The organism is Acinetobacter sp. ANC_7504 (assembly GCF_056779995.1).
Genome location: NZ_JBWYIZ010000009.1, coordinates 70,600 through 96,535 on the forward strand (window position 1 = coordinate 70,600; position 25,936 = coordinate 96,535).

Here is a 25,936-nt window from a genome sequence, read left to right on the forward strand (position 1 = left end):
TTCCTAAGTTTTGTGATTAATAAAATGATTAAGAAAGCTATTCTCCCTGTTGCAGGTCTAGGTACTCGTTTTTTACCTGCAAGTAAGTCTATTCCAAAAGAAATGGTGACTGTTGTTGACCGCCCTGCAATTGAATATGTGGTGAAAGAAGCGGTAGCGGCTGGGATTGAACAAATTATTTTAGTGACGCATTCTTCCAAAGCATCTATTGAAAATTATTTTGATCGTAATTTTGAGTTAGAAACTACTTTAGAATCTAAGAAAAAATATGATTTACTTAAAGAAATTACTCAAATCTTACCATCTCATGTCAGTGTGATTAGTGTACGTCAGCCACAACCTTTGGGTTTAGGGCATGCAGTATTGTGTGCAAAAGCTGTCATTGGTGAAGATGATTTTGCAGTACTCTTACCCGATGTTCTTGTCAAAGATTCAGCAGAGCGTAATGATTTAAGTTTGATGATTCAACGTTTCGATGAAACCCATGCATCACAAATTATGGTTGAAGCCGTACCAGATCACATGGTAGATCAATACGGCATTGTCGATGTTGCATCGACACCTGCAGAAGGTCAAAGCATCCAAATGCAAGGGATTGTAGAAAAGCCAGCAGTCGGTTCAGCACCGTCAAATTTATCAGTCGTTGGTCGTTATATTTTACCTGCCAAAATTATGCAACTTTTAGAGCAAACACCAAAAGGTGCGGGCAATGAAATCCAACTGACCGATGCTATTGCTATGTTGCAGCAAACAGATCAAGTTGAAGCCTATCGCATGAAAGGTCAAACGTTTGACTGTGGTAGCAAGTTGGGTTATTTAAAAGCTGTGCTGCATTATGGAGTAGATCATCCAAAATTAGGTGAGGAATTTAAGGCATTGATCAAAGATCTAAAACTATAAAAAGAGACACATATGAAAGTTGCAGTATTTGGACAGACGCTGTATGCAGGTGTTTTTGCAGGGTTAATGGCTGAAAGTGGTCATCAGGTCTTTTGGTGTGATGTTTTAAAAAAACCAACATCAGAGCAAGCCTATATCCAAGATGAAGCGGTTAAGCGACTGCTTAATCAACAGCAAGCCAATGGTTTTTTAAAATACTGCAACTTTTCCCATATTCCTTTAGATATCGATGCTTATTTTTTTAGTTTTAATCCCACTGAAGATATTCAAGCAATAGAGATCTTAAAAGAATTAAAATCTCGACCAATAATTCATCCTAAACTGATGATGAATGCTTCAACTTTAGGATTGCATGGTACTGAAAAATTTGCACGTATTTTATCGGAAGATGATTGGGTTTATCTGCCTGATATTATCCAAGAAGGTAACGCTTTAACTAGCTTGACTCAGACCAAGCAATTGATCGTCGGTACTTCATCTGAACATGCTCAAACCAAAATTAAAGAGCTACTTAGACCATTATTCCCACGGACACAGCAATATCTATTTATGCCTGTGTTGGATGCGGAATTTACCAAACTGAGTATTTCTGGCATGTTGGCGACACGTATTAGTTATATCAATGATTTGGCTATTGTCGCGGAAAAATTGGGTATTGATATCGAGCAAGTACGTCAAGGCATGGCTGCGGATAGTCGTATCGGTTCATCTTATTTATATCCAGGTGCAGGTTTTGGTGGGGAAAACTTCTCCCATGATATTTTGACATTGACTCAAACAGTATTAGGTACGGGTGCAAAGAGTCAACTACTGGCACAAGTCTGGGATATTAACGAACAACAAAAAGAAATTCTATTCCGCAAATTATGGAATTATTATCATGGCGATTTAAACGGTAAAACTGTTGCGATTTGGGGGGCTTCTTTTAAAGAAAATACCGCGCGTATTCAGCAATCTCCGATTCATACCATGTTAAAAGCCCTTTGGGCGCAAGGGGTCACAGTGAAGTTACATGATCCTCAAGCTTTGCCTGAAATTGAAAAAATTTATAGGCATCGTCCTGATTTAATCTACTGCACAAACCAATATGACGCAGTCAAGGATGCACATGCGCTGTGTTTGCTGACCGCTTGGAAGCAATATTGGAGCCCAGACTATGCTGAATTATTAAAAACCATGTCCCATCCACTGATTTTGGATGGGCGAAATATTTATGATCCAAGTTATGTGAAAGCGCAAGGATTTGCTTATATGGGGGTAGGTCGCTAATGAGCAGTCATGCAAAACCTTATGCTGTTGAAGATCGCACGACAGTCATACAACAATTAAACACATTGAAAGCTGAATTTGCGCAATTACATCTAACTGAGTTATTTGCCAAAGATGCCACACGCTTTGAAAAATTTTCAGTGGCTGTTTCACCGATAGTATTTGATTTTAGTAAACATCGTATTCATGCAGAGGTTTTAAGTCGTTTGGTCGCTTGGGCAAATGCGCAAGAGCTCACGCCTTGGATCAAGCGTTTATTCTCTACAGAACAGATCAACTATACAGAAAACCGCGCGGCCATGCATTGGGCGCTACGCTTACCGAAACATGATCAGTCTCATCCTGAATTGGCAAAGCAAGTGCATGCACAGCTTGATCGGATGTATGCCTTGGTCAATAAAATTCATGCAGGTCAATACCGCGGTGCAACGGGTGAAGTGATTCAGGATGTGGTCAATATTGGTGTAGGGGGATCAGACTTAGGACCACTTATGGTCAGTCATGCACTGTCTGATTTTAAGAAAATCACAGACAAACCACTCAATGTGCATTTTGTATCCACGATGGATGGTAGTCAGCTCTCAGATTTATTACATAAGCTCCGTCCTGAAACGACACTTTTTATTATTTCATCGAAATCGTTTGGGACGATTGATACCTTATCCAATGCACAAACCGTGCGTCTATGGTTGGAAAAAGCTTTAGGTCAGGAAGCGAAAATTTTAAAACACCATTTTATTGGGGTGTCAACCAAACCTGAAAAAATGACCGCTTGGGGAATTGCACCTGAAAATCAACTGCTCCTTTGGGATTGGGTCGGCGGTCGTTATTCATTGTGGTCATGTATTGGTTTGCCGATTGCTTTAACGGTCGGTGTGGATGGCTTTAAACAGTTACTAGCTGGTGCTTATGCCATAGATCAGCATTTCCAAACAGCCCCTTTTGCTAAAAATATTCCTGTACTGATGGGTTTACTGGGTGCTTGGAACACGAATTTTCTAGATATTCAAACCCATGCGGTATTGCCTTATGACGGCCGTTTGAAATATTTTGCCTCTTATCTGCAGCAATTAGAAATGGAATCGAATGGTAAGTCGATTCAACGCGATGGCAAGAAAGTAGATTTAGATACATGTCCGATTGTGTGGGGCGAAGTAGGACCCAATGCACAGCATGCTTTTTATCAGCTATTGCATCAAGGTACGCAGTCCGTCAGTTGTGATTTTATTGCACCGGTCAAACGTTATAACGGGCAACAATTTACCTATATCGACAATGCAGATGCTTTAATCGAACAACATCATTTGGCATTATCAAATTGTTTAGCACAATCACGTTTATTGGCATTTGGTAATCAGGCATTGGATCAACATGAAGTTGCAGATTTACCTGAATATAAACAATATACAGGCAATCAACCGAGTACCACCATTTTAATGCAAGAATTGAATCCCTATAGTTTGGGCATGCTGATCGCGATGTATGAGCACAAAGTCTTTGTACAATCCGTGCTTTGGAATATCAACCCATTTGATCAGTGGGGCGTTGAAAAAGGCAAAGAGATTGCCAATCAACTGTTGCCAATTTTAAGTGGCGAACAAACAGATTTATCCAAGCTTGATGCGTCGACACAAGGTTTAATTCAGATATTAATGGGAAAAGACAATGTCTAAAGTTTTAGTGACGGGTGGTGCAGGTTATATCGGTTCGCATACCTGTGTGGAACTCCTTGATGCAGGACATGAAGTTGTCGTACTGGATAATTTATCCAATAGCTCAAAAGAATCCTTAAATCGAGTACAGCAACTCACTGCAAAATCTTTAGACTTTGTCGAAGGTGATATTCTCGATCAAGCCATTTTGGATCAAATTTTTCAAGATCATCAGATTGATGCTGTGATTCATTTCGCAGGCTTAAAAGCAGTAGGTGAAAGTCAGCAAATCCCGCTGAAATACTTTGAAAATAACATTGCAGGTTCGATTAGCTTAGTTAAAGCGATGGAGCGTGCCCAAGTCTTTAATTTGGTATTTAGCTCGTCTGCAACCGTTTATGATGAAGCCAATGTCTCACCACTCAATGAAGAGATGCCAACAGGGATGCCAAGCAATAACTATGGCTATACTAAGCTGATTGTTGAACAGTTATTGCAAAAACTTGCACAAGCCGATGTACGTTGGTCAATTGCATTACTGCGTTACTTTAACCCTGTTGGTGCGCACAAAAGTGGTCAAATTGGTGAAGATCCTCAGGGGATTCCAAACAACTTAATGCCTTATGTGACCCAAGTGGCTGTGGGTCGTCGTGAAAAATTGTCGATTTTTGGTAATGATTACGACACAGTTGATGGCACGGGGGTACGTGATTATATCCATGTGGTGGATTTGGCCAATGCCCATTTATGCGCACTGGAAAATCGTTTAAATGCACAAGGTTGTCGCGCTTGGAATATTGGGACAGGCAATGGCTGTTCAGTGCTAGAAATTAAAAATACCTTTGAAAAAGTGAATGGTATTGAGATTCCTTTCGAATTTTCACCGCGTCGTGCAGGGGATGTCGCAACATCATTTGCAGATAATGCGCGTGCAGTTGCTGAATTGGGTTGGACGCCAAAATTGAATCTGGAAGATATGTTGGCAGATAGTTGGAATTGGCAAAAACAAAATCCAAATGGCTATCGTGAATAAAAAATGGAGCGTTACAACGCTCCATTTTTTTATGTGGTTTTAAGCCTGAATGAGTTGAGTGAGCTCATCGATATAAGCTTGCATCGGCTTTGGATTTTTGTCTTTACGGCTTTCAATATTTAAACGGAGTAATGGCTCTGTATTTGAAGCCCGTACATTTAAACGCCAAGCACCAAAATCTAAACTGACGCCATCCGTTTCATCAATTTTGGGTTTTTGGTCAGCAAAATGATCAAAGATGTTTTGAATGGTTTCTTTTGTGTCCGCAACTTTAAAGTTAATCTCGCCAGAACATGGGAATTTTTCAATCATTTCCTCAACCAGAGCAGAGAGTGGTTTTGCCGTTTCAGAGACAACCGAGATTGCCAATAACCATGGAATCATGCCACTGTCGCAATAGGCAAAATCACGGAAGTAGTGGTGCGCTGACATCTCACCACCATACACTGCATTGTGTTCACGCATTTTATCTTTAATGAAGGAGTGGCCTGATTTCGATTGCACAGCTTCACCTTGATATTGTTCAACAATATCGAAGGTATTCCACACCAAACGCGGATCATGCACAATTTTTTCGCCTTTTTGTTTCAGTAAAAATGCTTGTGCTAAGAGACCGACAATGTAATACCCCTCAATGAATTGACCTTTTTCATCAAAAAGGAAACAACGGTCAAAGTCACCATCCCACGCGATGCCCATGTCAGCCTGATATTGCAGTACAGCATTGGAGGTACTTGCACGGTTTTCGACTAAGATGGGGTTGGGAATACCATTTGGGAAGTTGCCATCTGCTTCATGGTGAATTTTGATGAATTCAACTGGAATATTCAGGGTTTTAAATTTTTCTTCGATCGCATCGATCACATGACCTGCAGCACCATTCCCCGCATTGACCACGAGTTTTAAAGGTTTGATTTTTGTAGAGTCAATATAGGTCATCAAATGATCAATAAATTCAGGCAAGATATTATATTGTTGAGTTGTACCTTTGTTTTCGACTGCTTTAAACTGATTTTTTTCAGCAAGAAGTTGGATATCTTTTAAACCCGAGTCTGCACCAATCGGACGAGCATTTTCACGTACAAGCTTCATGCCGTTATAGTCCATTGGGTTATGACTGGCTGTAATTTCGATACCACCTTGCACATCAAGATGGAATGCACCGAAATAAACTTCCTCAGTCCCAGTCATGCCTAAATCTAAAACATCAACGCCTGCATCATTCAGGCCATTGATGGTGGCTTGTTTCAGTGCTTCACTGGTTAAGCGCACATCACATCCGACCACTACTTTTTGAGGTTGATAAATTTCGCCATAAGCACGTCCAACACGGTATGCGATATCTTCATTGAGTTCTGTACCCAATTTTCCGCGGATATCATAGGCTTTGAAACAGGTTAATTTTTCCATGTTAAGGTTCTAATCTATTGAGCAAATTGAATACGAAAATTATAGCGATTTTATGTAAGTCAGGCATGGGCTGAGATGAAAAATTACATTTAAATTCAGTAAATTAATTTACTTTATGATGCTTATTTTTGATTGTAAATAAAGCAGTGCTCATAAGTGGATGAATTTTTTTGGAAAAAGTGCAGTGAAAGTTTATTTGTTTTAAAAAATGAATTTATAAAAATTTTAATAATAAAAAAGCCCTGATTAATATCAGGGCTTTTTTTGAATCTGGAGCGGGAAAGGAGACTCGAACTCCCGACCCCAACCTTGGCAAGGTTATGCTCTACCAACTGAGCTATTCCCGCGGAGTCTATCAATTTTTTAATTGAAAAAACTGAATGAAAAAATTTTGAGCGGGAAAGGAGACTCGAACTCCCGACCCCAACCTTGGCAAGGTTATGCTCTACCAACTGAGCTATTCCCGCATGCCGTGTATAATACAGCATGAAAAATCAGGGTCAACAACTTTATAAAAAAATATCGTGTGATTGAATAAAATTAAAGCATTTCAATGTATTTCGCTTAATTTTTGATAGGTCTTAAGCTCAAGATTAAAGCGTAACTCTCTAATGGCGGTGTGGTTTATTTACTTTTTATTCTAAAACTTCACGGTATACTGCTGGCAACCAATGAATGCGTGTGGAATGTAGCATGACTTTAGAGCAACAATTAATTGAACGTTTACAACAATTGTCTCCTGTGCACTTGGACGTGGTGAATGAGTCATCAGGTCATGGTGGCTATTTCCCTGGTAAAGAATCGCATTTTAAAGTCACTGTTGTAAGTGAAGTGTTTCAAGGCTTACGTTTAGTACAACGCCATCAAAAAGTATATGCACTGGCGGGTGACCTATTGAGTCCAGGAAAGATTCATGCTTTGGCGATTCATGCTTATGTGCCAACTGAATGGACTGGTCAAGCGCCAAATAGTCCTGAATGTGCACATGCACCGAAAGCTTAAATTTTAAAAGTAGGAGAGTGGCTGCAATGGATACACACTTAGTCATTAAAATCGTGCATATGTCGAGTTTGCTCTTGTTGATCATTGCTGTATTAGCACGTGCGACAACCTTATATTTTGGCGTCGAAAATCAACAACCCAATCCGAAAGGACGTAAGGCTTATGTTGCGCTTCAACATTTGGCATTTACTTTGATCATTGGGACAGGCTTGATTTTATTGTTTTTGAATAATTTTCAAGTTCAGCCTTGGTTCTATGCCAAAGTGGTCTTGGTGATCGTGATGTTATCTTCATTAATTAAAGCATATCGCCAAGATGCGTCTGTATTGTTAATTCAACGTCGTGCGGGGGTACTGATTAGTTGTGTCGCATTTATGGCCATTATTGGCATCGTGATGATTAAGCCAACTTTTGGTTAATTGTTAGACACAATCGCTTAGGCTCTCACCCCTCTAGGTTAAACTTCATCTATAAAGTGAATTGAGCCTAGAGGGAATGATGCGTACACGTGTGGTGTTTAATCAAAAAGGTGGCGTTGGTAAATCCAGTATTACGGTAAACTTGGCTGCACTGAGTGCACATCAGGGTTTTAAGACGCTTGTCATTGACCTCGATCCTCAGGCCAATTCTAGTCAGTATCTATTGGGGGATGATGCGACTTATAATGCCGATAAACCTGCACTAGAACCCAATATTGAAAATTTTTTCGAAGATGTATTGGCGAATCAGTCGAGCAAAGGTTTGATTGGTCAAGCCATTGGAAATTTGCTCAAAAATAAAAATAAAGGCTTAGAAGCTTATATACATCAGTCACCATTCCCATCTCTCGATGTTTTGCCTGCAAGTCCCTCGCTTGGTGCTTTAGAACATAGCCTCGAATCCAAACATAAAATTTATAAGCTGCGTGACGCGATTCAGCATCTAGCAGGGACTTATGATCGGATCTATATAGATACACCGCCTGCATTTAATTTTTTTACGTTGTCGGCATTAATTGCAGCAGACCGAGTGTTGATTCCATTCGATTGTGATGTCTTTTCTAAGCGTGCCTTAAAAACTTTGATCGAAAACATTATAGAAACTCAAGATGATCATAATGATCGCTTGGAAATTGAAGGTATCATTGTTAACCAGTTTCAAGCGCAAGCAAAACTTCCTCGTGAAGTGGTACAGCAGCTCAGAGATGAGCAACTACCTGTGCTCAATGCGATGTTGCCACCGTCGGTATTGATGAAAGAATCTCATCATAAAAATATGCCGTTAATCTATTTAAATACAGATCATAAATTGACGCAGGCCTACCAATCATTGTTCAATGAAATCGAGAATAAATAAGATTTGAGAAAAGTATGAACTCACGCGCGATGAAAATGGTCATGCAACTTAGTGCAGTCGGTACGGTTGCTGTATTGATGACTGCTTGTGCGACAACGGTTAAACCGAGTTATGTTTCTCCGACGCAATATCAAGCATTGAACTGTGTACAACTTGGTGCTGAATTCAATCGTATTCAGCAGTACATCAATAATGGTGTACAACCGCCTAAACGTACAGGTGTTGGCGTTGGTCTAGGTGTTGGTGGTGGTTGGGGCCGTGGCGGTTGGGGCTTTGGTCCTTCAGTTTCCGTCAATATGGGACAGTCATCGAATACCAAAAATACTGAATTGTCGCGCTTATATGGTGAGCAAGATGCGATCTCACAAGCGGCAACATTTAAAAATTGTCCTTATGTTCCTAAGCGTCAACAGCAAGCTCAGTAATTTAAAAGGGCTGTTCAATCTGAGCTTGAGCAGCTTTTTTTTAGCAAAATGTTTCAATGTAAATTTATTAAAATCAAAATCTTATAAAATTATTAACTGAAAATAGACGTGACATTCATTATTCCTTCACTTTAAAAACTTGTCTTTAATTTCGTTTTTCGTTTAAGGTGTGCCTCCTCTAAATCTCTGATTTTAATCTATGGTAGAAAGTTGGCTTTATATTTTTGCAGTGTTCGCGGTATTACTTATTCCCGGTCCAACCAATGCATTATTGGCTAGCGCAGCACATCACCATGGTGTATTAAAAGCATTCTATTTCGTACCTCTTGAGTTACTGGGTTATATCTACGGCATTAGCATTTGGGCACTGTTGGTGCATTTAACCCTACCAATTTGGCCAATGCTGATTCATATCTTACATTTGGTGAGTGCAGTTTATGTGATTTGGATGGCTTTTCATTTATGGAAAGCTTCACACCTTAAGCAATTGAGCCAAAAAAACATTCGAATGAGTCGCAGTCATCTTTTTAAATCGACTCTGAAAAATCCAAAATCTATTTTGTTTGCAGTTGGTATTTTTCCAGCATGGACTTGGGATTCTTTTCAAAACTATTTTTTAGTTTTGGGTGTATTCACCTTATGTTTAATTCCATGTGCTTTATTTTGGATGTATTTTGGTCGTAAAGTCTTGGCAGGGAATCAGACGGTGGTCAGCGCAGATCGCTTATACAAAGGTTCTGCCATGTTACTTATGCTCAGTATGTTACCTGTCATTATTGGATTTTTCTAAGCCATTCAATATTTTGTCGTGATAAAAAAAGCAGATTCTTGGTGGAGAATCTGCTTTTTTTTGAAGCCTAAGATCATTACATCATTTCGGGATTTTTCTTTGGGAAAAACTTGTGGCGAATAAAGCCAATGATCCCCGGCAATACGCTTAGAATAATGATTCCGAAAATTAAATGGGTGAAATTGTCTTTCACAATCGGCATATTACCGAACAAATAACCCAAGGTGATAAACGAAGAAATCCACAAGAAAGCACCAACGACATTGTAAGTAATGAAGTATTTGTAGTTCATGCTTCCTGCACCAGCGACGAAGGGTGCAAATGTACGCGCGAATGGGACAAAACGCGCAAAAATAATGGTTTTACCACCGTGTTTTTCGAAGAATTTTTGCGTATAAACCAAATGTTTTTTATTGATAAATCGAGATTCAATCTCAAAAACGCGTGGTCCAATATATTTTCCAATATGATAATTTAAGGTATCACCCAATACTGCCGCAGTGAATAACAACATGCCCAAGAGCCACGGATCCATTGCACCTGTTGAGGCTGCTAACGCACCTGCTGCAAACAGTAAACTGTCCCCGGGTAGAAAAGGCATGACCACCAAGCCCGTTTCTACGAAAATAATCAGGAATAAAATTCCGTAAATCCAAATGCCATAATTGGTAATAAATTCAAGTAGATGGTCATCTACATGCAGAATAAAATCGATTAAATCCATGAGGGGTGAACTGAGCAAAAATGTGTTCAAATGCTAACAGCCATCGGCGCTGATGTCAGTAGTCAATTGATTTAAATTATAGGTGAATTATTGTTCTGATTATGCAACGCTGATTCTTTGTATTGATTATTTATCCTAAAAATAAAAGCTACTAATCTAGGGTCATTACCAAAAACAAAACATAGATAGGTCACCCAATGTTTAATCCAAATCAAGTGATTCAAAAAATTGTTGCTCAACCCACAGTGCATGCAACTTTAACCTTCGTCGCACGTGTCCTTTTAGCATATATCTTTATTGTGGCGGGATGGGGCAAACTCGCAGGTTATAGCGCGACAGTTGGATATATGGAAGCGATGGGTGTGCCAGGTGCATTATTGCCAATAACCATTTTGGTTGAACTGGGTGGAGGCTTAGCACTGTTGTTTGGAGTGCAAGCACGATTATTCGCAGCAGCTTTAGCTGGTTTCAGTTTAGTTACCGCATTTCTTTTTCATGGTACACCTGAAGATTCGATACATTTCATGAAAAACTTTGCTATGGCGGGTGGTCTAATCTTTCTCGTATTGCATGGTGCAGGTCAATGGAGTGTGGATCAGCGTTTTGAAAAATAAATGACGAATACGCAATGCAGGTGAAATGAGAGAATTATTCGCCTGCTGCATCGTGATCTGAATGTAACGCCAAAGCTTGTATGATCAAAGCAATCGACTGAAATTGTTGAATAAAAAGACAATATTTAATAATAATGTATTGAAATATAGAGAGATTTGAATAGTGTGCGTAAGCTTAATAAAAATGATAGAATAGCGCGCTAATCCTTCGTTAGCCTTTCATAGTTGTTATCATGACTACCAATACTCAAATTACCGAAGATCGTATCCTGATTTTGGATTTCGGCTCTCAATATAGCCAATTGATCGCACGTCGTGTACGTGAATCAGGCGTATATTCTGAAATGTATGCTTTTGATATGTCGGAAGAGGACATCCGCGCATTTAATCCAAAAGGGATTATTCTTTCAGGTGGTCCTGAGAGTGTTCACGTTGAAGGCAGCCCACGTGCGCCAGAAGTTGTGTTTAACTTAGGCGTACCAGTATTGGGTATTTGTTACGGTTTACAAACGATGTCTGCTCAGTTGGGCGGTAAAGTTGAACCGGGTACAGTTCATGAGTTTGGCTATGCTGAAGTCGATATTAAAGTACGTGATGCTTTAATTGGCGATCTTGAAGATTCAGCAGACAAATTGAAAGTATGGATGAGTCATGGCGATAAAGTGACTCAAATTCCAGAAGGTTTCCAAATTACTGCAAGTACACCAAGCTGCCCAGTGGCAATGGTGTCTGACGAAGCTCGTCGTTTCTACGGTATCCAGTTCCACCCTGAAGTAACCCATACTGCTAAAGGTAAAGAGTTACTTGAGAACTTTGTACAAAAGATCTGTGGTTGCCGTAGCCTATGGAATTCTGAAAACATCATTGATTTGCGTGTTGAACAATTACGTGAACAGATTGGTGATCAGAAGGTTCTTCTTGGTCTTTCAGGTGGTGTAGATTCATCTGTTGTGGCTGCATTGCTTCACAAAGCAATTGGCGATCAATTGACATGTGTATTCGTTGACAATGGTCTTCTTCGTTTAAATGAAGGGGATCAAGTGATGGAAATGTTTGCGAAAAACATGGGTATCCGTGTGATTCGTGCTGATGCTGAACAACGTTTCCTTGATGCTTTGGCAGGTGAAGTTGATCCTGAAGCAAAACGTAAAATTATTGGTCGTGAGTTCATTGAAGTATTTGCTGAAGAAGCACGTAAGCTTGATGGCGTGAACTTCCTTGCGCAAGGTACGATTTATCCTGATGTGATTGAATCTGCTGCAAGCAAACAAGGTAAAGCGCATGTGATTAAATCACACCATAACGTGGGTGGTTTACCCGAAGATCTCGCTTTTGAATTGGTTGAGCCAATTCGTGATTTATTTAAAGATGAAGTACGTCGTTTGGGTACAACTTTAGGTTTACCATTTGAGATGCTTTATCGTCATCCATTCCCAGGACCAGGTCTTGGTGTTCGTATCTTGGGTGAAGTGAAGAAAGAGTATGCTGACATTCTTCGTTTAGCCGATGACATCTTCATGCAAGAACTTCGTGCAAGTGGTTGGTATGACAAAACTGCACAAGCATTCGCTGTATTCCAACCTGTGAAATCTGTGGGTGTAGTCGGTGATGGTCGTCGTTATGCATGGGTGATTGCACTTCGTGCGGTTGAAACAGTTGACTTTATGACGGCTCGTTTCGCACATCTTCCTTATGATCTTGTTGATAAAATCTCTACTCGTATCATGAATGAGATTGCAGAAGTTTCACGTGTTGTTTATGACGTATCGTCTAAACCACCAGCTACGATTGAATGGGAGTAATTTAGGGCTTTCAAGAAACAACGTTTCTTGCCTAAATTACGCCAAGCGCTATGCGTAATGTAATTGAAGAAATTTAATGAAAAAGGACGCTTTGGCGTCCTTTTTGTTTTAATATATTTAAAAATAACAATGCCTTGAAAATATGTATACCCATTACGATTTGATGTTACCACTTCTAAAAATGATGCAAGCAAATGATAAGGTTTATAGCTTGCAAGAGGCTTATCAGTACTTGATTTCGGTACTAAACTGCTCCGAAGAAGAAGCGAATGCCACGATGGAAGATGGTCGTAATATCATTTTTTATCGTTTGCAATGGGCTAAGACGTACTTAAAAAAAGCAGATTTACTTGAGTATCCTAAGAAAGCTCATTTTCAGCTATCTAAAACAGGAAAAAGTCTTGATCTAAATAAAGTCAAAACAATCAATACTAAGTATCTTTCACAATTTGGTTCATTTAATGAGTTTCGAAAGTTAAACCCTAAAACAGATAAAGAAACTAAAATTGAGACAAGAAAAAAAGATATGTTGGTGGAAGACCTTACACCACCTGAAATAATCGCAGAACAGGCAAGAATCTTAAAAGATGATTTGAAGAATGAATTATTAAGCTTGATTAGAAATAATTCGCCACGATTTTTTGAAAGACTCGTTGTCGACCTCCTTGTTGCCATGGGTTACGGTGGTTCACATCAAGATGCAGCGCAAGCCATTGGTAAAACCAACGATGGTGGAATTGATGGTGTGATTAGTGAAGATCGTTTAGGATTAGATAAGATTTATATTCAAGCCAAGCGTTGGGAAAATACAGTTGGTCGTCCTGATATTCAGCAGTTTAAAGGTGCATTGGCAGATCAAGTTGCAAAGAAGGGTGTATTTATTACTACCTCAAGTTTTAGTAAAGAAGCTGTCGAATCTGCAAGGAAATCAGGCATTGTACTGATTGATGGCGATAAACTCACTACATTGATGATTGAATTTGGTTTAGGTGTGCAAGTTGAGCGTAGTTTTCATATCTACAAAATAGACCAAGATCGCTTTGATGAAGATAATTTTTGATTATCCGAGGACCTGCCAAGCATTCTATTTTTAATACATACAAAACTCCAATTGTCCTACTCATAGTATTCAGCGTATTAAGTCTAAGGTGGTTCAATTTGCATGACCTTGTTAATATCTATAACAAAGATAGCCATTTGCCAAACTTTTAGGATAACAACATGACCAATAATACTTATACCGAATTGTCTCATTCAGAAGACTGTGAAAAGCACGCCAACCAATTTATTCAGGAATTTCCACTGCGCCGTGCAGAAATTGGTCAAGGAACAGTGATCAAACGCGCTTTACCAAGTCGCCATAAGCGTATGATTGGCGCATGGTGCTTCTTAGATCATGCAGGTCCTGTGACATTTGAAGCTGGACAAGGTCTAGATGTTGGTCCACATCCACATATTGGTCTACAAACCTTTACTTGGATGATTGAAGGGACCATGTTGCATAGCGACAGCTTAGGTACAACAGATCAGCTGATTCAGCCCAAGCAAGTCAACCTCATGACAGCAGGTCGAGGTATTTCACATACTGAAGTCGCGCCAGCGAATGAAACAAAAATGCATGCTGCCCAACTTTGGATTGCATTGCCTGATGACAAACTTACCATCGATCCAGCTTTTAATCACTATCCAGAATTACCTGTCGTCAATCAGTCAGGTATCGAATTTACGGTATTGGTCGGTGAGTATCTAAATACAGTATCACCAGTCAAAGTACATACAGAGCTTTTAGGTGTTGATTTATTTGCGCAAACAGCCGCTAAAGGACGTTTACCTTTAAATCCAAAGTTTGAATATGGATTCATGGCGCTTGAAGGTACAGCAACTATTAATGGTCATCATTTAGATGAAGACAATATGGTGATTTTAGAGCCAGGGCTAGAACATGTGGAAGTAGAAATCCATGACAATAGTCGTGTACTGCTTTTGGGCGGTGAGCCATTTGAGTCACCAATTTTATTATGGTGGAATTTCGTTGGACGTACGCAAGAAGAAATCAAAATTGCACGTGATCAATGGATAGCAGAAGATCCACGTTTTGGGTCAATTCCATCATACCAAGGCGAGCGTTTGAAAGCTCCGATATTGCCTGATAGCATGCGTCCATCTAAATAATAAGACAAAGAAGGAAAATAAAATGGCAACGATCGCAAATGCAAAGGTCACCACACTACCTGAAAAATGGGGTGGTGAAATTCAATCTGGTCAGCACACATTTCTCACCGATAAACCTGAATCATTCCAAGGTTTAGATCGTGGGCCTGCACCGTATGATTTTATTTGTTCAGGATTAATTTCCTGCACAATGATCACATTACGGATGTATGCAGAGCATAAAGGACTTGATTTAGGCGAATTTAGTGTTGAGGCAGATTTTAAAGCCAATAAAGAAGGGCAGGAATGGATTGAGCGTCGTTTAAGTTTTAAAACTAACTTGGATGAAGCACTACAAGAAAAAGTTTTAAATGTGTGCCAAAAAACACCCGTCACTAAAACATTGCTCAGAAGCGTCGAAATTAAAACAACAATTGTTTAAATATAGACAATTTAATAGGCATCAACATTCTGTATTTTTGTAATTTACAGCTAAAAAGAAGACATTTTGTGTAAAGCAGGATGTCTTTTTTTTATTCAAAATGGCTATATAGAGAGAAATAAAATTAGGTGGTCTTATGCTGACATTACATCATTTAGAAAAATCACGTTCTTCAAGAATTATTTGGGCGCTAGAAGAGTTGGGTGCTGAATACCAAATTCAACATTATAAAAGATTGCCAACTTACGCCGCTCCAACAGAATTGAAGAAGGTTCATCCTTTGGGGAAATCACCAGTGATTACTGATGATAATTTAGTGATCGCAGAATCTGCGGTGATTTTAGACTATCTGGCAGATCGCTATGATACTCAGCATCAATTTAAACCCCAGTCACAGCCGGACTTAACACAATATCAGTATTGGATGCATTACGCTGAAGGCTCATTAATGCCACTTTTAGTGATGACCTTAGTTCTCTCGTTTGTACCTCCTAAAGTACCTTTTGTGATTCGACCAATTGCCAATAAAATTATTGATGGGGTGACTGATGGATTTATACAACCGCGTCTCGCTGAACATATTGAATTTTTAGAACAGCATTTGGCGCAACATGAATTTTTTACATCTCAGTTTTCATTTGCAGATATCCAAATGAGTTTTCCCTTGATCGCGATGGATGAACGCTTAAATGGAAAATATCCGAACATTCATGCCTATGTAAAACGCATAAAACAAAGACCTGCTTATCAGCGAGCGGTTATCAAGGGGGGTGATTAAGATGGCGGATCAGGCAGTGAAATTAATCTTCCTGCCCGGAGCATCTGGAAGTACTGCATTTTGGAAACCTGTTCAATCACATTTTGAATCTGAGTACGACACGCATATCATTGCTTATCCCAGTTTTGGTGAATATCCTGATCATCCACATGTAAATTCAATGTCAGATTTACAAGATTATGTATTTGATCATCTTCAACACCCAAGTATTCTGATCGCTCAATCTATGGGTGGGGTCATTGCTGTTCAAGCGGCGTTGAGGTATCCAAAATTGGTTCAAGGTTTGGTGTTGGTCGCTACGTCAGGTGGCGTTGATTTAACAGCATTTCATGTTAAAGATTGGCGTTCAGAATATCAAAATGAATATGAAGTGCCTCATTGGTTTATTGATGGTGAAACCAAATTAGATGAACGGCTTGCTGAAATTGAATGTCCTGTACTATTAATCTGGGGCGGAGATGATGACATTAGTCCTGTTGCAGTAGGCGAGTATTTAAATCACGCTTTTAAGTATTCAGAGCTGAATGTGATCCCGAACGGACAACATGACTTAGCTAAAGTTTATGCGCCAGAGTGTATTTCTTTTATTCAGCGCTACTTAGCAAAATTTTAGGTTTGCTCTAGACTAAAAAAGGATGCTAATCGCATCCTTTTTTTTGATTATCGTTTTACAACGATTGAATCAATACCGCTGTGTTGTAGGGTTTGCTGAGCGATGACAGCAGCTTCTTGAGAGTCATAAGGTCCAGAGACAACCCGATACCAGGTTTGACCGCCTTCCGTGGTTTTAATGACATCTGCAGATAAGCCGTTGAGAATAATTTCAGCACGACGTGCATCAGCACTGTCTGGATCTGGATAACTTCTGACTTGTAAAAGGTAGCTACTCGCCACGGGTTGAGGTTCTGCATTTTCAATCAGTTCACCCTCGGTTGTTGTAGCATCAGTAACCACAGGTGCTTCCACGATGACAGGTGCGGTGTTCACTTGCTGATTTTCAGGTACAGCTTGATCGGGGATTGGAGTCACTTGTTGTTGAGGCAATAAATCGTAGAAGCGATAATCTTTATTCGTATCTTCTTGATAATGTTCAGATTGAATATCATTGCTTTTTGGTTGGACTGGCGCCCACGGTTTCCATAGCATTAAGGCTACGGCAAAACTCAGTACAATTAAAATCAGAACAAGCATACCTAACCATTTTGGTATTAATGGTTGTTTAGGTTTGTTAGGTCTTTCTGATACACCACGCTGCGTTTTTCCAAACACTTGGAAACCTCTCTTATTTTAAGATCATGCAATGGAAAATTGGATTACCATCACATGGAATTATTATCTCATTTTTTTCAATAATAAAAGTCTAAAGAGGTGAATCTTTTAAAAAGATTCACCTTCGATGACTTACATGCTTTCAGGTGCAGAAACGCCTAAAAGCTCTAAACCATTTTTCAAAACTTGACGAACATTTACCGATAACAACAAACGTGCTTGGGTCAGATCAGCATCATCACCGAGTACTTTATTTTCGTTGTACCAACCATGGAACAATGCTGCAAGTTCTTTTAAGTAGTTACCTACTTGATGCGGTTCATGGCTGTTTGCAGCACGTGCAATAATTTCAGGGTAGGCTGCAAGTTTTGCTAAGATTTCAGTTTCAGCTTCTAATTCAAGCTTTGCGGCAAAACCACGCGCAGTGGTCGCATCGAAGTTGATGTTCAAGCTGCTTGCTTTTTCTAGCATACGACAAATACGTGCATGAGCATATTGAATGTAATACACCGCATTGTCTTTACTTTGAGAAACCGCGAGATCCAGATCAAAGTCGATGTGCTGTTCAGACTTACGCATGACATAGTAGAAGCGAGCAGCGTCGTTGCCGACTTCTTTACGTAGATCACGCAATGTGACAAATTGACCTGAACGAGATGACATTTGAACCATCTCACCACCACGCCATAGGCTGACGAATTGTACTAATAACACAGTCAGTTTTTTCGAGTCATATCCCATCGCATCAATCGCTGCTTTTACTCGTGCGATATAACCGTGGTGGTCTGAACCCCAAATATCAATAATGTCAGTATAACCACGTTGAAGTTTATTCAGATGGTAAGCAATGTCAGATGCGAAGTAAGTGGTTTGACCATTACGACGTTTTACAACACGGTCTTTTTCATCACCAAATTCTGTTGATTTGAACCAAATGTTGCCATCTTTCTCATAGAGGAAGCCGCGTTGATCAAGTGTTTGTAATGCTTCTTCAATTTTTTCAGTCAATGATGCTTCACTGAACCATTGGTTGAAAGTCACACCAAATTCACCAAGATCATCTTTAATATCATCAAGAATTGCTTTTAACGCAGCTTGATGAAAAACGCGATAACCTTCACCTATTAACGTCTGCGAGTTAAAAATTAGACCATCAATATGTTTTTCTTTATCGCCAGAAAGTACAACCTTGTTGCCTTCGGCATCAAGTTCTTCAGCATATTGCACATCTTCTGGCACATCTTTATAAACATCAGCTACAGGGCGAACATATGCATCGCCGTCTTGATCAATAATGCTTTGTGCAATTTCTTTAACGTAATCGCCTTGGTAAGCATTTTTAGGGAATACTAATGTTTGACCAGTTAACTCAAGGTAACGTAGATAAGTAGACGTCGCTAAAATGTCCATTTGACGACCAGCGTCATTCACATAGTATTCACGATCGACTGTAGCACCAGTTGCTTCAAGTAAATTCGCAACCGTCATGCCATATGCTGCGCCACGACCGTGACCCACATGTAAGCTTGATGTCGGGTTCGCAGAGACAAACTCAACTTGGATTTTTTTCGTAGCATTTACTTGTGTACGACCAAAATCATTAGCTTGTGCCTGAATAGCATCAAGAACAGCAAAACGTTGGTCTGCATTCAAGAAAAAGTTGATAAAACCAGGACCGGCGATTTCCGCTTTACTGATATCAGCAACTTCTGGCAGTGCAGCAAGAATTTTTTCTGCTAAATCACGAGGCTTCATACCTGCAGCTTTAGACGCGATCATTGCGATATTCGAAGCGAAGTCACCATGGCTTCGGTCTTTGGTTCGCGTTAAGTTTCCGCTGTTGTTAAAGTCAGATGGGAGGACCCCTTCAGCTTGAAGAGATTGCACTGCATGATCGAGAGCTGCTTGTATTGCCGTATTCATAATTTATCGAAAAATTAATGTCGCAGAAAAACGACAAATATAGCAAATTTAGCGCTCATTAGCGAAGCAGATTTGCGTTGAATAAAACTTATCCGACATAAAAAATAATAAAATCAGTTTTTTTAATCACTATGCGCTATTTGCAGAATTAACGATGATGAAATTAATCTTTTACATCTAATGCATATCGATGATTGAATTGAGCCTGATTGTCTTTATCTCATTTAATGTGAATTTAAATAGAAATCAGGCAATTTTATGACTCGAAATTAAGCCATACACGTGACAGGCTTATTTAGTAATTCTGCTTTACCATTTTGGAAAGTGTATAACTTAGATGCATGGAAGATTTTAATGGTTTTGGCCTTTTGAGCAGCAGTTTGAAATGTCGCTAATTTTTTTTGATTCGCCAAACTAAAAGGATTTCCGTAATTCTTATTGTCGAGTAGTACTTGGATCGTTCCAACTTCAGGCTGAAGACTATTTAAAATTTCTGATCCTTCCGCATTTTGTATGCTGAGACTTGGTTTTTGGACACTATTCTTACAATTTAAGCGCAGGAACAGCATGTGACCATCAACTGCTTTGTTTTGTAAGTCATAAATTCCTTGAAGATCATTTTCGATATATACCCACTGACCAATCGGCATATTTTGTTTAAGTTTCTCAATTTGCTCGAGGGTGGTTTTACTAATATCAACAATGCCTTTTTTATCAATTTCAGGGGTTTTATCAGCGCGTGCTAAACCCACCATTGAAAGTGCTTTATCACCGACCTTTGAGGTCGTGTCAGTGATGGTTTGGCAACCCGTTACATTTAGTAGTGAAATAATAGTTAATGGCAAAATGGCAATTTTAGCTGTAATTTTCATGTGGATATAATAATGAATAAAGAATACGGTTGAGTCCGATATTAGCTGAATCGTTCAGATTAGTTTGCAAAAAAAAGTTAATAAACATGAATAATACATTTGAAATGTGACAGTTTTATCTAATTTTCTATCAATAGAATGATGGATTGAAGTTATAAAATTTAAAAATACTGCCAATATTATTATCAATTTTATAAATATACATTTGTCTTCATTTCGGCTTAAGCTATTTCTTAAATAAATGGTAAAAATGAAATGAAAAAGGTCTGAATTTAGGCCTGATCCATGAGATTAGAGATGACAACTGAACACACTGAAGTAAAACACCCTCTTTATACCCCTTATGCTGGCTTTACTTTGCTTGAACTACCTCTTCTTAATAAAGGCTCTGCGTTCACTGAGGAGGAGCGAGCGAGTTTTAATCTAAACGGTTTGCTGCCTCATGTGATTGAAACGATTGAAGAGCAACACCAACGTTCATATCAACAATTTACGTCATTTCATGACGACATTAATAAGCATATTTATCTGAGAAATATACAAGACACCAATGAGACTTTGTTTTATCACCTCATAGAAAATCATTTATCAGAAATGATGCCGATTATTTATACCCCAACGGTAGGTGAGGCTTGTCAACGATTTTCTGATATTTACCGCCGTCATCGTGGTGTATTTATTTCATATCCTGATCGTGCCAACATTGACGATATTTTACAAAATGTGAATAAGAATAACGTCAAAGTCATTGTAATCACAGATGGTGAACGCATTCTTGGTTTAGGTGACCAAGGGATTGGTGGGATGGGAATTCCAATCGGAAAATTATCTCTCTATACCGCATGTGGTGGTATTAGCCCAGCTTATACATTACCCATTACATTGGATGTAGGAACCAATAATGCACAGTTGCTAAATGATCCAATTTATTTAGGTTGGAATCAGCCTCGTATTAGTGGCGATAAATACTATGACTTTGTGGATGACGTACTTCGTGCGATTAAACGCCGTTGGCCAAAAGCTTTGATTCAATTTGAAGATTTTGCTCAAAAAAATGCAATGCCATTGCTGGAAAAATATCGTGATCAATATTGTTGTTTTAATGATGATATTCAAGGCACTGCTGCTGTTGCAGTCGGCAGCTTAATCGCAGCAAGTCGAGCTGCAGGAAAACAATTACGTGACCAGAAAGTGGCATTCTTGGGTGCTGGTTCAGCGGGCTGTGGTATCGCTGAGCAAATCATTGCGCAAATGGTGGCTGAAGGTTTGAGTGATGCTGAGGCAAGATCAAGAATTTATATGGTCGATCGTTTTGGGTTATTGACCGATAATCAACCAAACCTTTTAGATTTTCAGCGTAAATTGGTTCAAAGTTCAGAAAATGTATCCGCGTGGGCTGATGCGGAAGGCATCATTTCATTGCTAGATGTTGTAAAAAATGCACACCCGACTGTGTTAATTGGTGTCTCTGGACAACCGGGTTTATTCACTGAAGAAATTATTCGAACTATGGCATCCAATTGCGAGCATCCTATTGTATTGCCATTGTCGAATCCAACGTCACGCGTAGAAGCCGTACCAGCAGATATTATTCAGTGGACGGACGGTCGCGCTTTGATTGCAACTGGTAGTCCATTTATGCCAGTTAATTATCAAGATAAGCTACACAATATTTCTCAGTGTAATAACTCTTATATTTTCCCAGGGATTGGCTTAGGGGTGATTGCTGTGCAGGCAACGCGTGTTACAGACAATATGCTGATGGCATCAAGCATGGCGTTAGCAGATTGCTCTCCAAAATTGCAAAACCCTGACGACGACTTACTTCCTGATCTCAATGATTTGCAGAAAGTTTCCCGAATCATCGCGTTTAAGGTTGCAAAAGCGGCAATTGAGGATGGTGTTGCTTTGCCATTGAGTGATGAGCTGATCGAAAAAAGTATTGAAGATAATTTCTGGAAGCCTGAATATCGCCGTTATAAGCGAATTCCATTTTAAAAAAAACTTGAATTTTCAATATAAATTCATTGGAAATAAATAGGAATCAATGCGTTGGTTCCTATTTTTTGTTTAGAATAATTACAATATTTAAAAGCAAGATTGAGCGGAATACGCTACAATTTTCAAAAATCATAATAATAGCTTTAATCATTCTATGCTCAATAATATCAATTCAATTATAGAAGGCTTGGGTCTTAGCCCGCAAAAGCGCGCGTTACATATTAAATTTTCTAATCCAATATTAGATAGCCAGGTTTTCATTCAACGAATTCAGGGTCAACACTTTATTAATCAAGGCTTAAAAGCTGAAGTATTATGCTTATCGACGAATGCGCATTTACAACTTAAGCAATTCATTGGTTGTTTAGTGGCTGTCGATCAAGTTACGGATCTTGGAAAATTAGCTCGGACTACTGGGGTCGTGACAGGGGTGAGCCAAGGTCAAAGTGATGGAGCGTTGACCTTATATAAGCTGACCGTTGAGGATGCAACCTCACTTTGGCACAAACGCCGCAACAGCCGTGTATTTATGAACAAATCCGTGGTTGATATCACTGAGATTATTTTTAAAGAGTGGCAGACGAAAAGCGTGTTATTTAGTGCCGCTTTGAGTCTGTCAACGGCGGGTTTAAAAGCATCATATGATATACGTCCATTTGTGATGCAAGCCAACGAATCAGACTATGATTTTCTAACACGCTTATGGCGGAGTGAAGGCATTAATTGGTTGATTGATGAGACAGATCAAACTGTGCCATTCTCAGCGAAAGAAATTCAATCACAAAAATTAAGGCTAATAGATGAAAATAGCCAGTATGAGCCTTTAGATCGACGCACGCTCAGATTCCATCGCAGTCATGCAACAGAACGTTTTGATACGATTACCAGTTTTATTGCTCAACGCTCAATACAATCTACAGCAATTCAGGTGCAACGTTGGCAGGGCGATATACTTGCGCAAGATCAAGATGATTATCAACTCAGTGCTCATCAACATAGTGACCAGTTGGACAATGAAACGTTAAGTCTAGAACAAGCATGGACTGTGAGTCCTGCTTGGATTGCTGATTTAAAAGGTGAAGATCAAGCCACTCTATCAAACAATTCACAACTGCAAAAACTGAATACACAACTCAATCAATACCAAGATTTGCAGGCTAAATACTTTACTGCGGTGAGTAGCGTTCGAGATGCCAATGTTGGGTATTGGTTTGAATTTATGGGTCATCCAGAAATAGATCAACATCAAGGGGCAGATCGCCAATTTATTATTTTAGGAAAACATTTTTTTAATCAAAATAATTTACCTAAAGATTTAAATAATCAAATTGAAACATTAATTGATTTAAGTCGTTGGAAAAAGACAAAAACAGATGAGCGTTTATCTACAGAACTGAGTTTAGTGCGCCGAGCTATACCTATTGTTCCAGAATATGATCCATTGAAACATCGTCCAGTTGCTTATCCTCAACGGGCAAAAGTGGTTGGTCCTGAAGGTGAAACGATCTATGTGGATCAGTGGGGACGTATTAAGGTTCGCTTCGTATTTACACGTAATGATGATCATCAACATGATGGTGGTGCAGGGTCGAATGATAATGATACAGACTCTGCATGGGTTGATGTTTTAACTTCTTGGGCTGGGGAGGGTTATGGATCAAGATTCCATCCACGTATAGGTGAAATTGTAGTCATTGATTTCTTTGATGGAAATGTTGATCGACCTTTCGTTGTTGGGCGTTTACATGAGGCTGAACGTCATCAAACTAAGTTTGATGTTAAGGGGCAGTTACCTGATACAAAAAAACTCAGCGGAATTCGCACGGCAGAAGTTGGTGGCTCTGGATTTAACCAACTCCGATTTGATGATACGACAGGACAAATTAGTACTCAGTTGCAAAGTAGTCATGCGGCAACTCAATTGAATCTGGGTAATTTGAGTCATCCTAAGGATAAGGAGAAAAGTGATGGACGTGGAGAAGGATTTGAGCTGAGAACTGATGCTTATGGTGCTGTTCGTGCAGGGAAAGGAATGCTCATTACGACTTATGCACAAGAAAAAGCAATTGCTGACCATCTTGAAGCTGCACAGGCTCAATCATTGTTGAGTCAGAGTGAGCAGAGTATGAAAATGCTCAGTGAAATTGCAGTAAAACAACAATCGGATGCATTAAATGTAATTAGTAGATTACCTAAATTTATTCAATCATTAGAAATCAAAAGTAGTGCTCAAGCTTTGCAGTCTACAGTGAATTTATTTAAAGAGGGAATAGCGAAGGATCCATTAAATGCACTGAAAGATTGTGGTGGTTTTATTAAGGATATTGGTATTTTAGGTGGTAATACTGCTGGAATTGTGGATGAGTTTAATAGTTACTTTGAGCATGCTCAAGAAGCGGTTGATAATCTCAAGGAATTTATTGATAACGTACAAGAATATGGTTCTGAAGCGATAAAGAGGAAATTTGAAAGTATTAAAAATGGGATTAAAGATAACCCATTTCAAGCACTTCAAGATGTGAGTAAAGCAATTTCGAGCGTTGACTTGAATGTGGAAGATCAACTGGTGTTATGCACTGGTTTTGGTGGTGCAAACAAAAAAGATGATATTAATCCAGTAAAAGCCTTAAGCACACTGACAGGTTTTATGGAGGGATATACTCAAGGATTAGAAAATAGTTCTGATCAAAAAAAACAAGAGCAAGGACGTTTATTTAGACAGGCACTCATGCTTTTGGCTTCACCCAATGGGATTGCATTAACAACGCCTGAGGACATTATTCTTCAAGCATCACAAGATATTGCGGAGAGTGCACAGGGTTCAATTAATTTAAGTGCGCAAAAAAATATTGTGGGGCATGCTCAAGACAAGATCAGTTTGTTTGCTGCACAGAAAGGATTTCGAGCGTTCGCAGCTAAAGGAAAAGTTGAATTACAAGCGCAAGATGATGCGATTGAAGCTATTGCACGTAAGGTGATTAAGCTTATTTCAACCGAAGATAAAATTGAAATTACCAGTCCAAAAGAAATCGTATTGACCGCAGGTGGCTCGCAACTCAAGATTAATACTAGTGGAGTATTTAGCACGACGGGTGGAAAATTTGAGAGTAAGGCAGGGCAACATTTGTTTACGGGTGGGGCAACTGTAAATGCGCAATTACCTAAGATGCCTGAGAGTGGGATATTTAGTAGAAGATTTGATTTTAGTGAACTAATTTCAAAAGAACTTTTAAAGAATGGCTATAAATATAAAGTCGTTAATCATGATAAAAAGACAGAATATATAGGTTTTCTTGATGAAAATGCTCGCACAGAGAGAATCTTTAGTGAGAACCCTGATAATGTTGAAATAGTACTATTGGGTAAATCTGAGGATGAATCAGATAAGTTGCTTCTAATTGAGGAAGAATTTACTCAAGATAAAAGTGATAGTTCAGATGAAGCATGTTGTGGAGGGCATGATGAAGATGATCATGACTATCATGATGAAGAATTTAACGATGAAAGTGATTTAGAAGCTGATTTCAACAGTTTTGGACTTTAA

At 39.2% G+C, this 25,936-nt stretch carries 23 protein-coding genes and 2 tRNA genes; 18 read left to right on the top strand and 7 right to left on the bottom strand.

Annotated elements, in window-relative coordinates:
• Window positions 1-24 precede the first annotated feature (24 nt).
• Genes galU through galE form a run of 4 tightly spaced genes read left to right on the top strand, consistent with a single transcriptional unit; the run spans window position 25 to window position 4,854 of the window.
• Window positions 25-900, top strand: a complete 876-nt coding sequence (galU, locus tag AC1M9F_RS10485; RefSeq protein ID WP_481597739.1) for a UTP--glucose-1-phosphate uridylyltransferase GalU — start codon at window positions 25-27, stop codon at window positions 898-900.
• A gap of 12 nt (window positions 901-912) precedes the next feature.
• Entirely contained in the window at window positions 913-2,169 is a 1,257-nt protein-coding gene (locus AC1M9F_RS10490; RefSeq protein WP_481597740.1) for a nucleotide sugar dehydrogenase, read from the top strand.
• Window positions 2,169-3,842 carry a glucose-6-phosphate isomerase gene (gene pgi / locus AC1M9F_RS10495; RefSeq protein WP_481597741.1) on the top strand — a complete coding sequence of 558 codons (1,674 nt, stop codon included), beginning with the start codon at window positions 2,169-2,171 and terminating at the stop codon, window positions 3,840-3,842. The genes AC1M9F_RS10490 and pgi overlap by 1 nt, the downstream gene beginning before the upstream one ends.
• Window positions 3,835-4,854 (top strand): UDP-glucose 4-epimerase GalE, encoded by a 1,020-nt coding sequence (galE, locus tag AC1M9F_RS10500; RefSeq protein ID WP_481596442.1) that lies wholly within the window; start codon window positions 3,835-3,837, stop codon window positions 4,852-4,854. The genes pgi and galE overlap by 8 nt, the downstream gene beginning before the upstream one ends.
• Before the next feature lie 39 nt (window positions 4,855-4,893).
• Here galE and AC1M9F_RS10505 read toward each other — a convergent pair whose 3' ends face one another.
• The 3 genes from AC1M9F_RS10505 to AC1M9F_RS10515 form a co-directional block, all read right to left on the bottom strand.
• Complete coding sequence (locus AC1M9F_RS10505) at window positions 4,894-6,264, bottom strand: phosphohexomutase domain-containing protein (protein WP_481597742.1); 1,371 nt, start codon at window positions 6,262-6,264, stop codon at window positions 4,894-4,896.
• A 271-nt stretch (window positions 6,265-6,535) separates the two neighbouring features.
• Window positions 6,536-6,611, bottom strand: a tRNA-Gly gene (locus AC1M9F_RS10510).
• A gap of 47 nt (window positions 6,612-6,658) precedes the next feature.
• Window positions 6,659-6,731: transfer RNA gene (locus tag AC1M9F_RS10515), tRNA-Gly, on the bottom strand.
• Window positions 6,732-6,957: 226 nt separating this feature from the next.
• Between AC1M9F_RS10515 and AC1M9F_RS10520 the strand changes: the two genes are divergently transcribed.
• The 5 genes from AC1M9F_RS10520 (at window position 6,958) to AC1M9F_RS10540 (ending at window position 9,816) form a co-directional block, all read left to right on the top strand.
• The gene (locus AC1M9F_RS10520) at window positions 6,958-7,266 is read left to right on the top strand and encodes a BolA family protein (protein WP_035268950.1); all 309 of its coding nucleotides are present in this window, start codon (window positions 6,958-6,960) and stop codon (window positions 7,264-7,266) included.
• Between the two features lie 26 nt (window positions 7,267-7,292).
• Window positions 7,293-7,685: a SirB2 family protein gene (locus tag AC1M9F_RS10525; RefSeq protein WP_481597743.1), complete on the top strand. Its 393-nt coding sequence runs from the start codon at window positions 7,293-7,295 to the stop codon at window positions 7,683-7,685.
• A 79-nt stretch (window positions 7,686-7,764) separates the two neighbouring features.
• Entirely contained in the window at window positions 7,765-8,601 is an 837-nt protein-coding gene (locus tag AC1M9F_RS10530) for a ParA family protein (RefSeq protein WP_035268990.1), read from the top strand.
• A gap of 35 nt (window positions 8,602-8,636) precedes the next feature.
• Window positions 8,637-9,026, top strand: coding sequence for a hypothetical protein (locus tag AC1M9F_RS10535; RefSeq protein WP_416224328.1), 390 nt, complete (start codon window positions 8,637-8,639; stop codon window positions 9,024-9,026).
• Between the two features lie 199 nt (window positions 9,027-9,225).
• Window positions 9,226-9,816: a LysE family translocator gene (locus AC1M9F_RS10540; RefSeq protein ID WP_092767920.1), complete on the top strand. Its 591-nt coding sequence runs from the start codon at window positions 9,226-9,228 to the stop codon at window positions 9,814-9,816.
• 76 nt (window positions 9,817-9,892) lie between these two features.
• Here AC1M9F_RS10540 and AC1M9F_RS10545 read toward each other — a convergent pair whose 3' ends face one another.
• On the bottom strand, window positions 9,893-10,540 hold the full coding sequence (locus AC1M9F_RS10545) for a DedA family protein (RefSeq protein ID WP_180028967.1): 648 nt from the start codon (window positions 10,538-10,540) through the stop codon (window positions 9,893-9,895).
• A 197-nt stretch (window positions 10,541-10,737) separates the two neighbouring features.
• Here AC1M9F_RS10545 and AC1M9F_RS10550 point away from each other — a divergent pair, with 197 nt between their 5' ends.
• From AC1M9F_RS10550 to AC1M9F_RS10580, 7 genes are all read left to right on the top strand, one after another.
• A complete protein-coding gene (locus AC1M9F_RS10550) occupies window positions 10,738-11,154 on the top strand; it encodes a DoxX family protein (protein WP_481597744.1) in 417 nt (138 codons plus the stop codon).
• Between the two features lie 233 nt (window positions 11,155-11,387).
• Window positions 11,388-12,956 (top strand): glutamine-hydrolyzing GMP synthase, encoded by a 1,569-nt coding sequence (gene guaA, locus AC1M9F_RS10555; protein ID WP_481589363.1) that lies wholly within the window; start codon window positions 11,388-11,390, stop codon window positions 12,954-12,956.
• Between the two features lie 142 nt (window positions 12,957-13,098).
• Entirely contained in the window at window positions 13,099-14,016 is a 918-nt protein-coding gene (locus AC1M9F_RS10560; protein ID WP_481597745.1) for a restriction endonuclease, read from the top strand.
• A gap of 161 nt (window positions 14,017-14,177) precedes the next feature.
• A complete protein-coding gene (locus tag AC1M9F_RS10565) occupies window positions 14,178-15,128 on the top strand; it encodes a pirin family protein (RefSeq protein ID WP_481597746.1) in 951 nt (316 codons plus the stop codon).
• A 22-nt stretch (window positions 15,129-15,150) separates the two neighbouring features.
• Window positions 15,151-15,549, top strand: coding sequence for an OsmC family protein (locus AC1M9F_RS10570; protein WP_179999970.1), 399 nt, complete (start codon window positions 15,151-15,153; stop codon window positions 15,547-15,549).
• Between the two features lie 136 nt (window positions 15,550-15,685).
• Window positions 15,686-16,327, top strand: coding sequence for a glutathione S-transferase family protein (locus AC1M9F_RS10575; protein WP_481597747.1), 642 nt, complete (start codon window positions 15,686-15,688; stop codon window positions 16,325-16,327).
• Window position 16,328: 1 nt separating this feature from the next.
• Window positions 16,329-16,940 carry an alpha/beta fold hydrolase gene (locus AC1M9F_RS10580; RefSeq protein WP_481597748.1) on the top strand — a complete coding sequence of 204 codons (612 nt, stop codon included), beginning with the start codon at window positions 16,329-16,331 and terminating at the stop codon, window positions 16,938-16,940.
• 47 nt (window positions 16,941-16,987) lie between these two features.
• On the opposite strand, the gene AC1M9F_RS10585 is transcribed toward AC1M9F_RS10580, so the two are convergent.
• The 3 genes from AC1M9F_RS10585 to AC1M9F_RS10595 form a co-directional block, all read right to left on the bottom strand.
• Window positions 16,988-17,596, bottom strand: coding sequence for an SPOR domain-containing protein (locus AC1M9F_RS10585; RefSeq protein WP_179999966.1), 609 nt, complete (start codon window positions 17,594-17,596; stop codon window positions 16,988-16,990).
• A 132-nt stretch (window positions 17,597-17,728) separates the two neighbouring features.
• Entirely contained in the window at window positions 17,729-19,519 is a 1,791-nt protein-coding gene (gene argS, locus AC1M9F_RS10590; RefSeq protein ID WP_481597749.1) for an arginine--tRNA ligase, read from the bottom strand.
• A 269-nt stretch (window positions 19,520-19,788) separates the two neighbouring features.
• Window positions 19,789-20,391: a hypothetical protein gene (locus AC1M9F_RS10595; RefSeq protein ID WP_180028962.1), complete on the bottom strand. Its 603-nt coding sequence runs from the start codon at window positions 20,389-20,391 to the stop codon at window positions 19,789-19,791.
• 297 nt (window positions 20,392-20,688) lie between these two features.
• Between AC1M9F_RS10595 and AC1M9F_RS10600 the strand changes: the two genes are divergently transcribed.
• Complete coding sequence (locus AC1M9F_RS10600; RefSeq protein WP_481597772.1) at window positions 20,689-22,389, top strand: NAD-dependent malic enzyme; 1,701 nt, start codon at window positions 20,689-20,691, stop codon at window positions 22,387-22,389.
• 157 nt (window positions 22,390-22,546) lie between these two features.
• Window positions 22,547-25,936, top strand: coding sequence for a type VI secretion system Vgr family protein (locus tag AC1M9F_RS10605; protein ID WP_481597750.1), 3,390 nt, complete (start codon window positions 22,547-22,549; stop codon window positions 25,934-25,936).

What these genes read in the sequence shown, in the direction of transcription:
- AC1M9F_RS10540 (WP_092767920.1), top strand. Translation starts at nt 9,226, where the DNA reads ATGGTAGAAAGTTGGCTTTATATTTTTGCAGTGTTCGCGGTATTACTT.
- AC1M9F_RS10525 (WP_481597743.1), top strand. Translation starts at nt 7,293, where the DNA reads ATGGATACACACTTAGTCATTAAAATCGTGCATATGTCGAGTTTGCTC.
- AC1M9F_RS10530 (WP_035268990.1), top strand. Translation starts at nt 7,765, where the DNA reads ATGCGTACACGTGTGGTGTTTAATCAAAAAGGTGGCGTTGGTAAATCC.
- AC1M9F_RS10560 (WP_481597745.1), top strand. Translation starts at nt 13,099, where the DNA reads ATGTATACCCATTACGATTTGATGTTACCACTTCTAAAAATGATGCAA.
- AC1M9F_RS10605 (WP_481597750.1), top strand. Translation starts at nt 22,547, where the DNA reads ATGCTCAATAATATCAATTCAATTATAGAAGGCTTGGGTCTTAGCCCG.
- guaA (WP_481589363.1), top strand. Translation starts at nt 11,388, where the DNA reads ATGACTACCAATACTCAAATTACCGAAGATCGTATCCTGATTTTGGAT.
- AC1M9F_RS10570 (WP_179999970.1), top strand. Translation starts at nt 15,151, where the DNA reads ATGGCAACGATCGCAAATGCAAAGGTCACCACACTACCTGAAAAATGG.
- argS (WP_481597749.1), bottom strand. Translation starts at nt 19,519, where the DNA reads ATGAATACGGCAATACAAGCAGCTCTCGATCATGCAGTGCAATCTCTT.
- AC1M9F_RS10490 (WP_481597740.1), top strand. Translation starts at nt 913, where the DNA reads ATGAAAGTTGCAGTATTTGGACAGACGCTGTATGCAGGTGTTTTTGCA.
- AC1M9F_RS10545 (WP_180028967.1), bottom strand. Translation starts at nt 10,540, where the DNA reads ATGGATTTAATCGATTTTATTCTGCATGTAGATGACCATCTACTTGAA.
- AC1M9F_RS10575 (WP_481597747.1), top strand. Translation starts at nt 15,686, where the DNA reads ATGCTGACATTACATCATTTAGAAAAATCACGTTCTTCAAGAATTATT.
- AC1M9F_RS10565 (WP_481597746.1), top strand. Translation starts at nt 14,178, where the DNA reads ATGACCAATAATACTTATACCGAATTGTCTCATTCAGAAGACTGTGAA.
- AC1M9F_RS10580 (WP_481597748.1), top strand. Translation starts at nt 16,329, where the DNA reads ATGGCGGATCAGGCAGTGAAATTAATCTTCCTGCCCGGAGCATCTGGA.
- AC1M9F_RS10520 (WP_035268950.1), top strand. Translation starts at nt 6,958, where the DNA reads ATGACTTTAGAGCAACAATTAATTGAACGTTTACAACAATTGTCTCCT.
- AC1M9F_RS10600 (WP_481597772.1), top strand. Translation starts at nt 20,689, where the DNA reads ATGACAACTGAACACACTGAAGTAAAACACCCTCTTTATACCCCTTAT.
- galE (WP_481596442.1), top strand. Translation starts at nt 3,835, where the DNA reads ATGTCTAAAGTTTTAGTGACGGGTGGTGCAGGTTATATCGGTTCGCAT.
- AC1M9F_RS10505 (WP_481597742.1), bottom strand. Translation starts at nt 6,264, where the DNA reads ATGGAAAAATTAACCTGTTTCAAAGCCTATGATATCCGCGGAAAATTG.
- pgi (WP_481597741.1), top strand. Translation starts at nt 2,169, where the DNA reads ATGAGCAGTCATGCAAAACCTTATGCTGTTGAAGATCGCACGACAGTC.
- AC1M9F_RS10550 (WP_481597744.1), top strand. Translation starts at nt 10,738, where the DNA reads ATGTTTAATCCAAATCAAGTGATTCAAAAAATTGTTGCTCAACCCACA.
- AC1M9F_RS10535 (WP_416224328.1), top strand. Translation starts at nt 8,637, where the DNA reads ATGGTCATGCAACTTAGTGCAGTCGGTACGGTTGCTGTATTGATGACT.
- galU (WP_481597739.1), top strand. Translation starts at nt 25, where the DNA reads ATGATTAAGAAAGCTATTCTCCCTGTTGCAGGTCTAGGTACTCGTTTT.
- AC1M9F_RS10595 (WP_180028962.1), bottom strand. Translation starts at nt 20,391, where the DNA reads ATGAAAATTACAGCTAAAATTGCCATTTTGCCATTAACTATTATTTCA.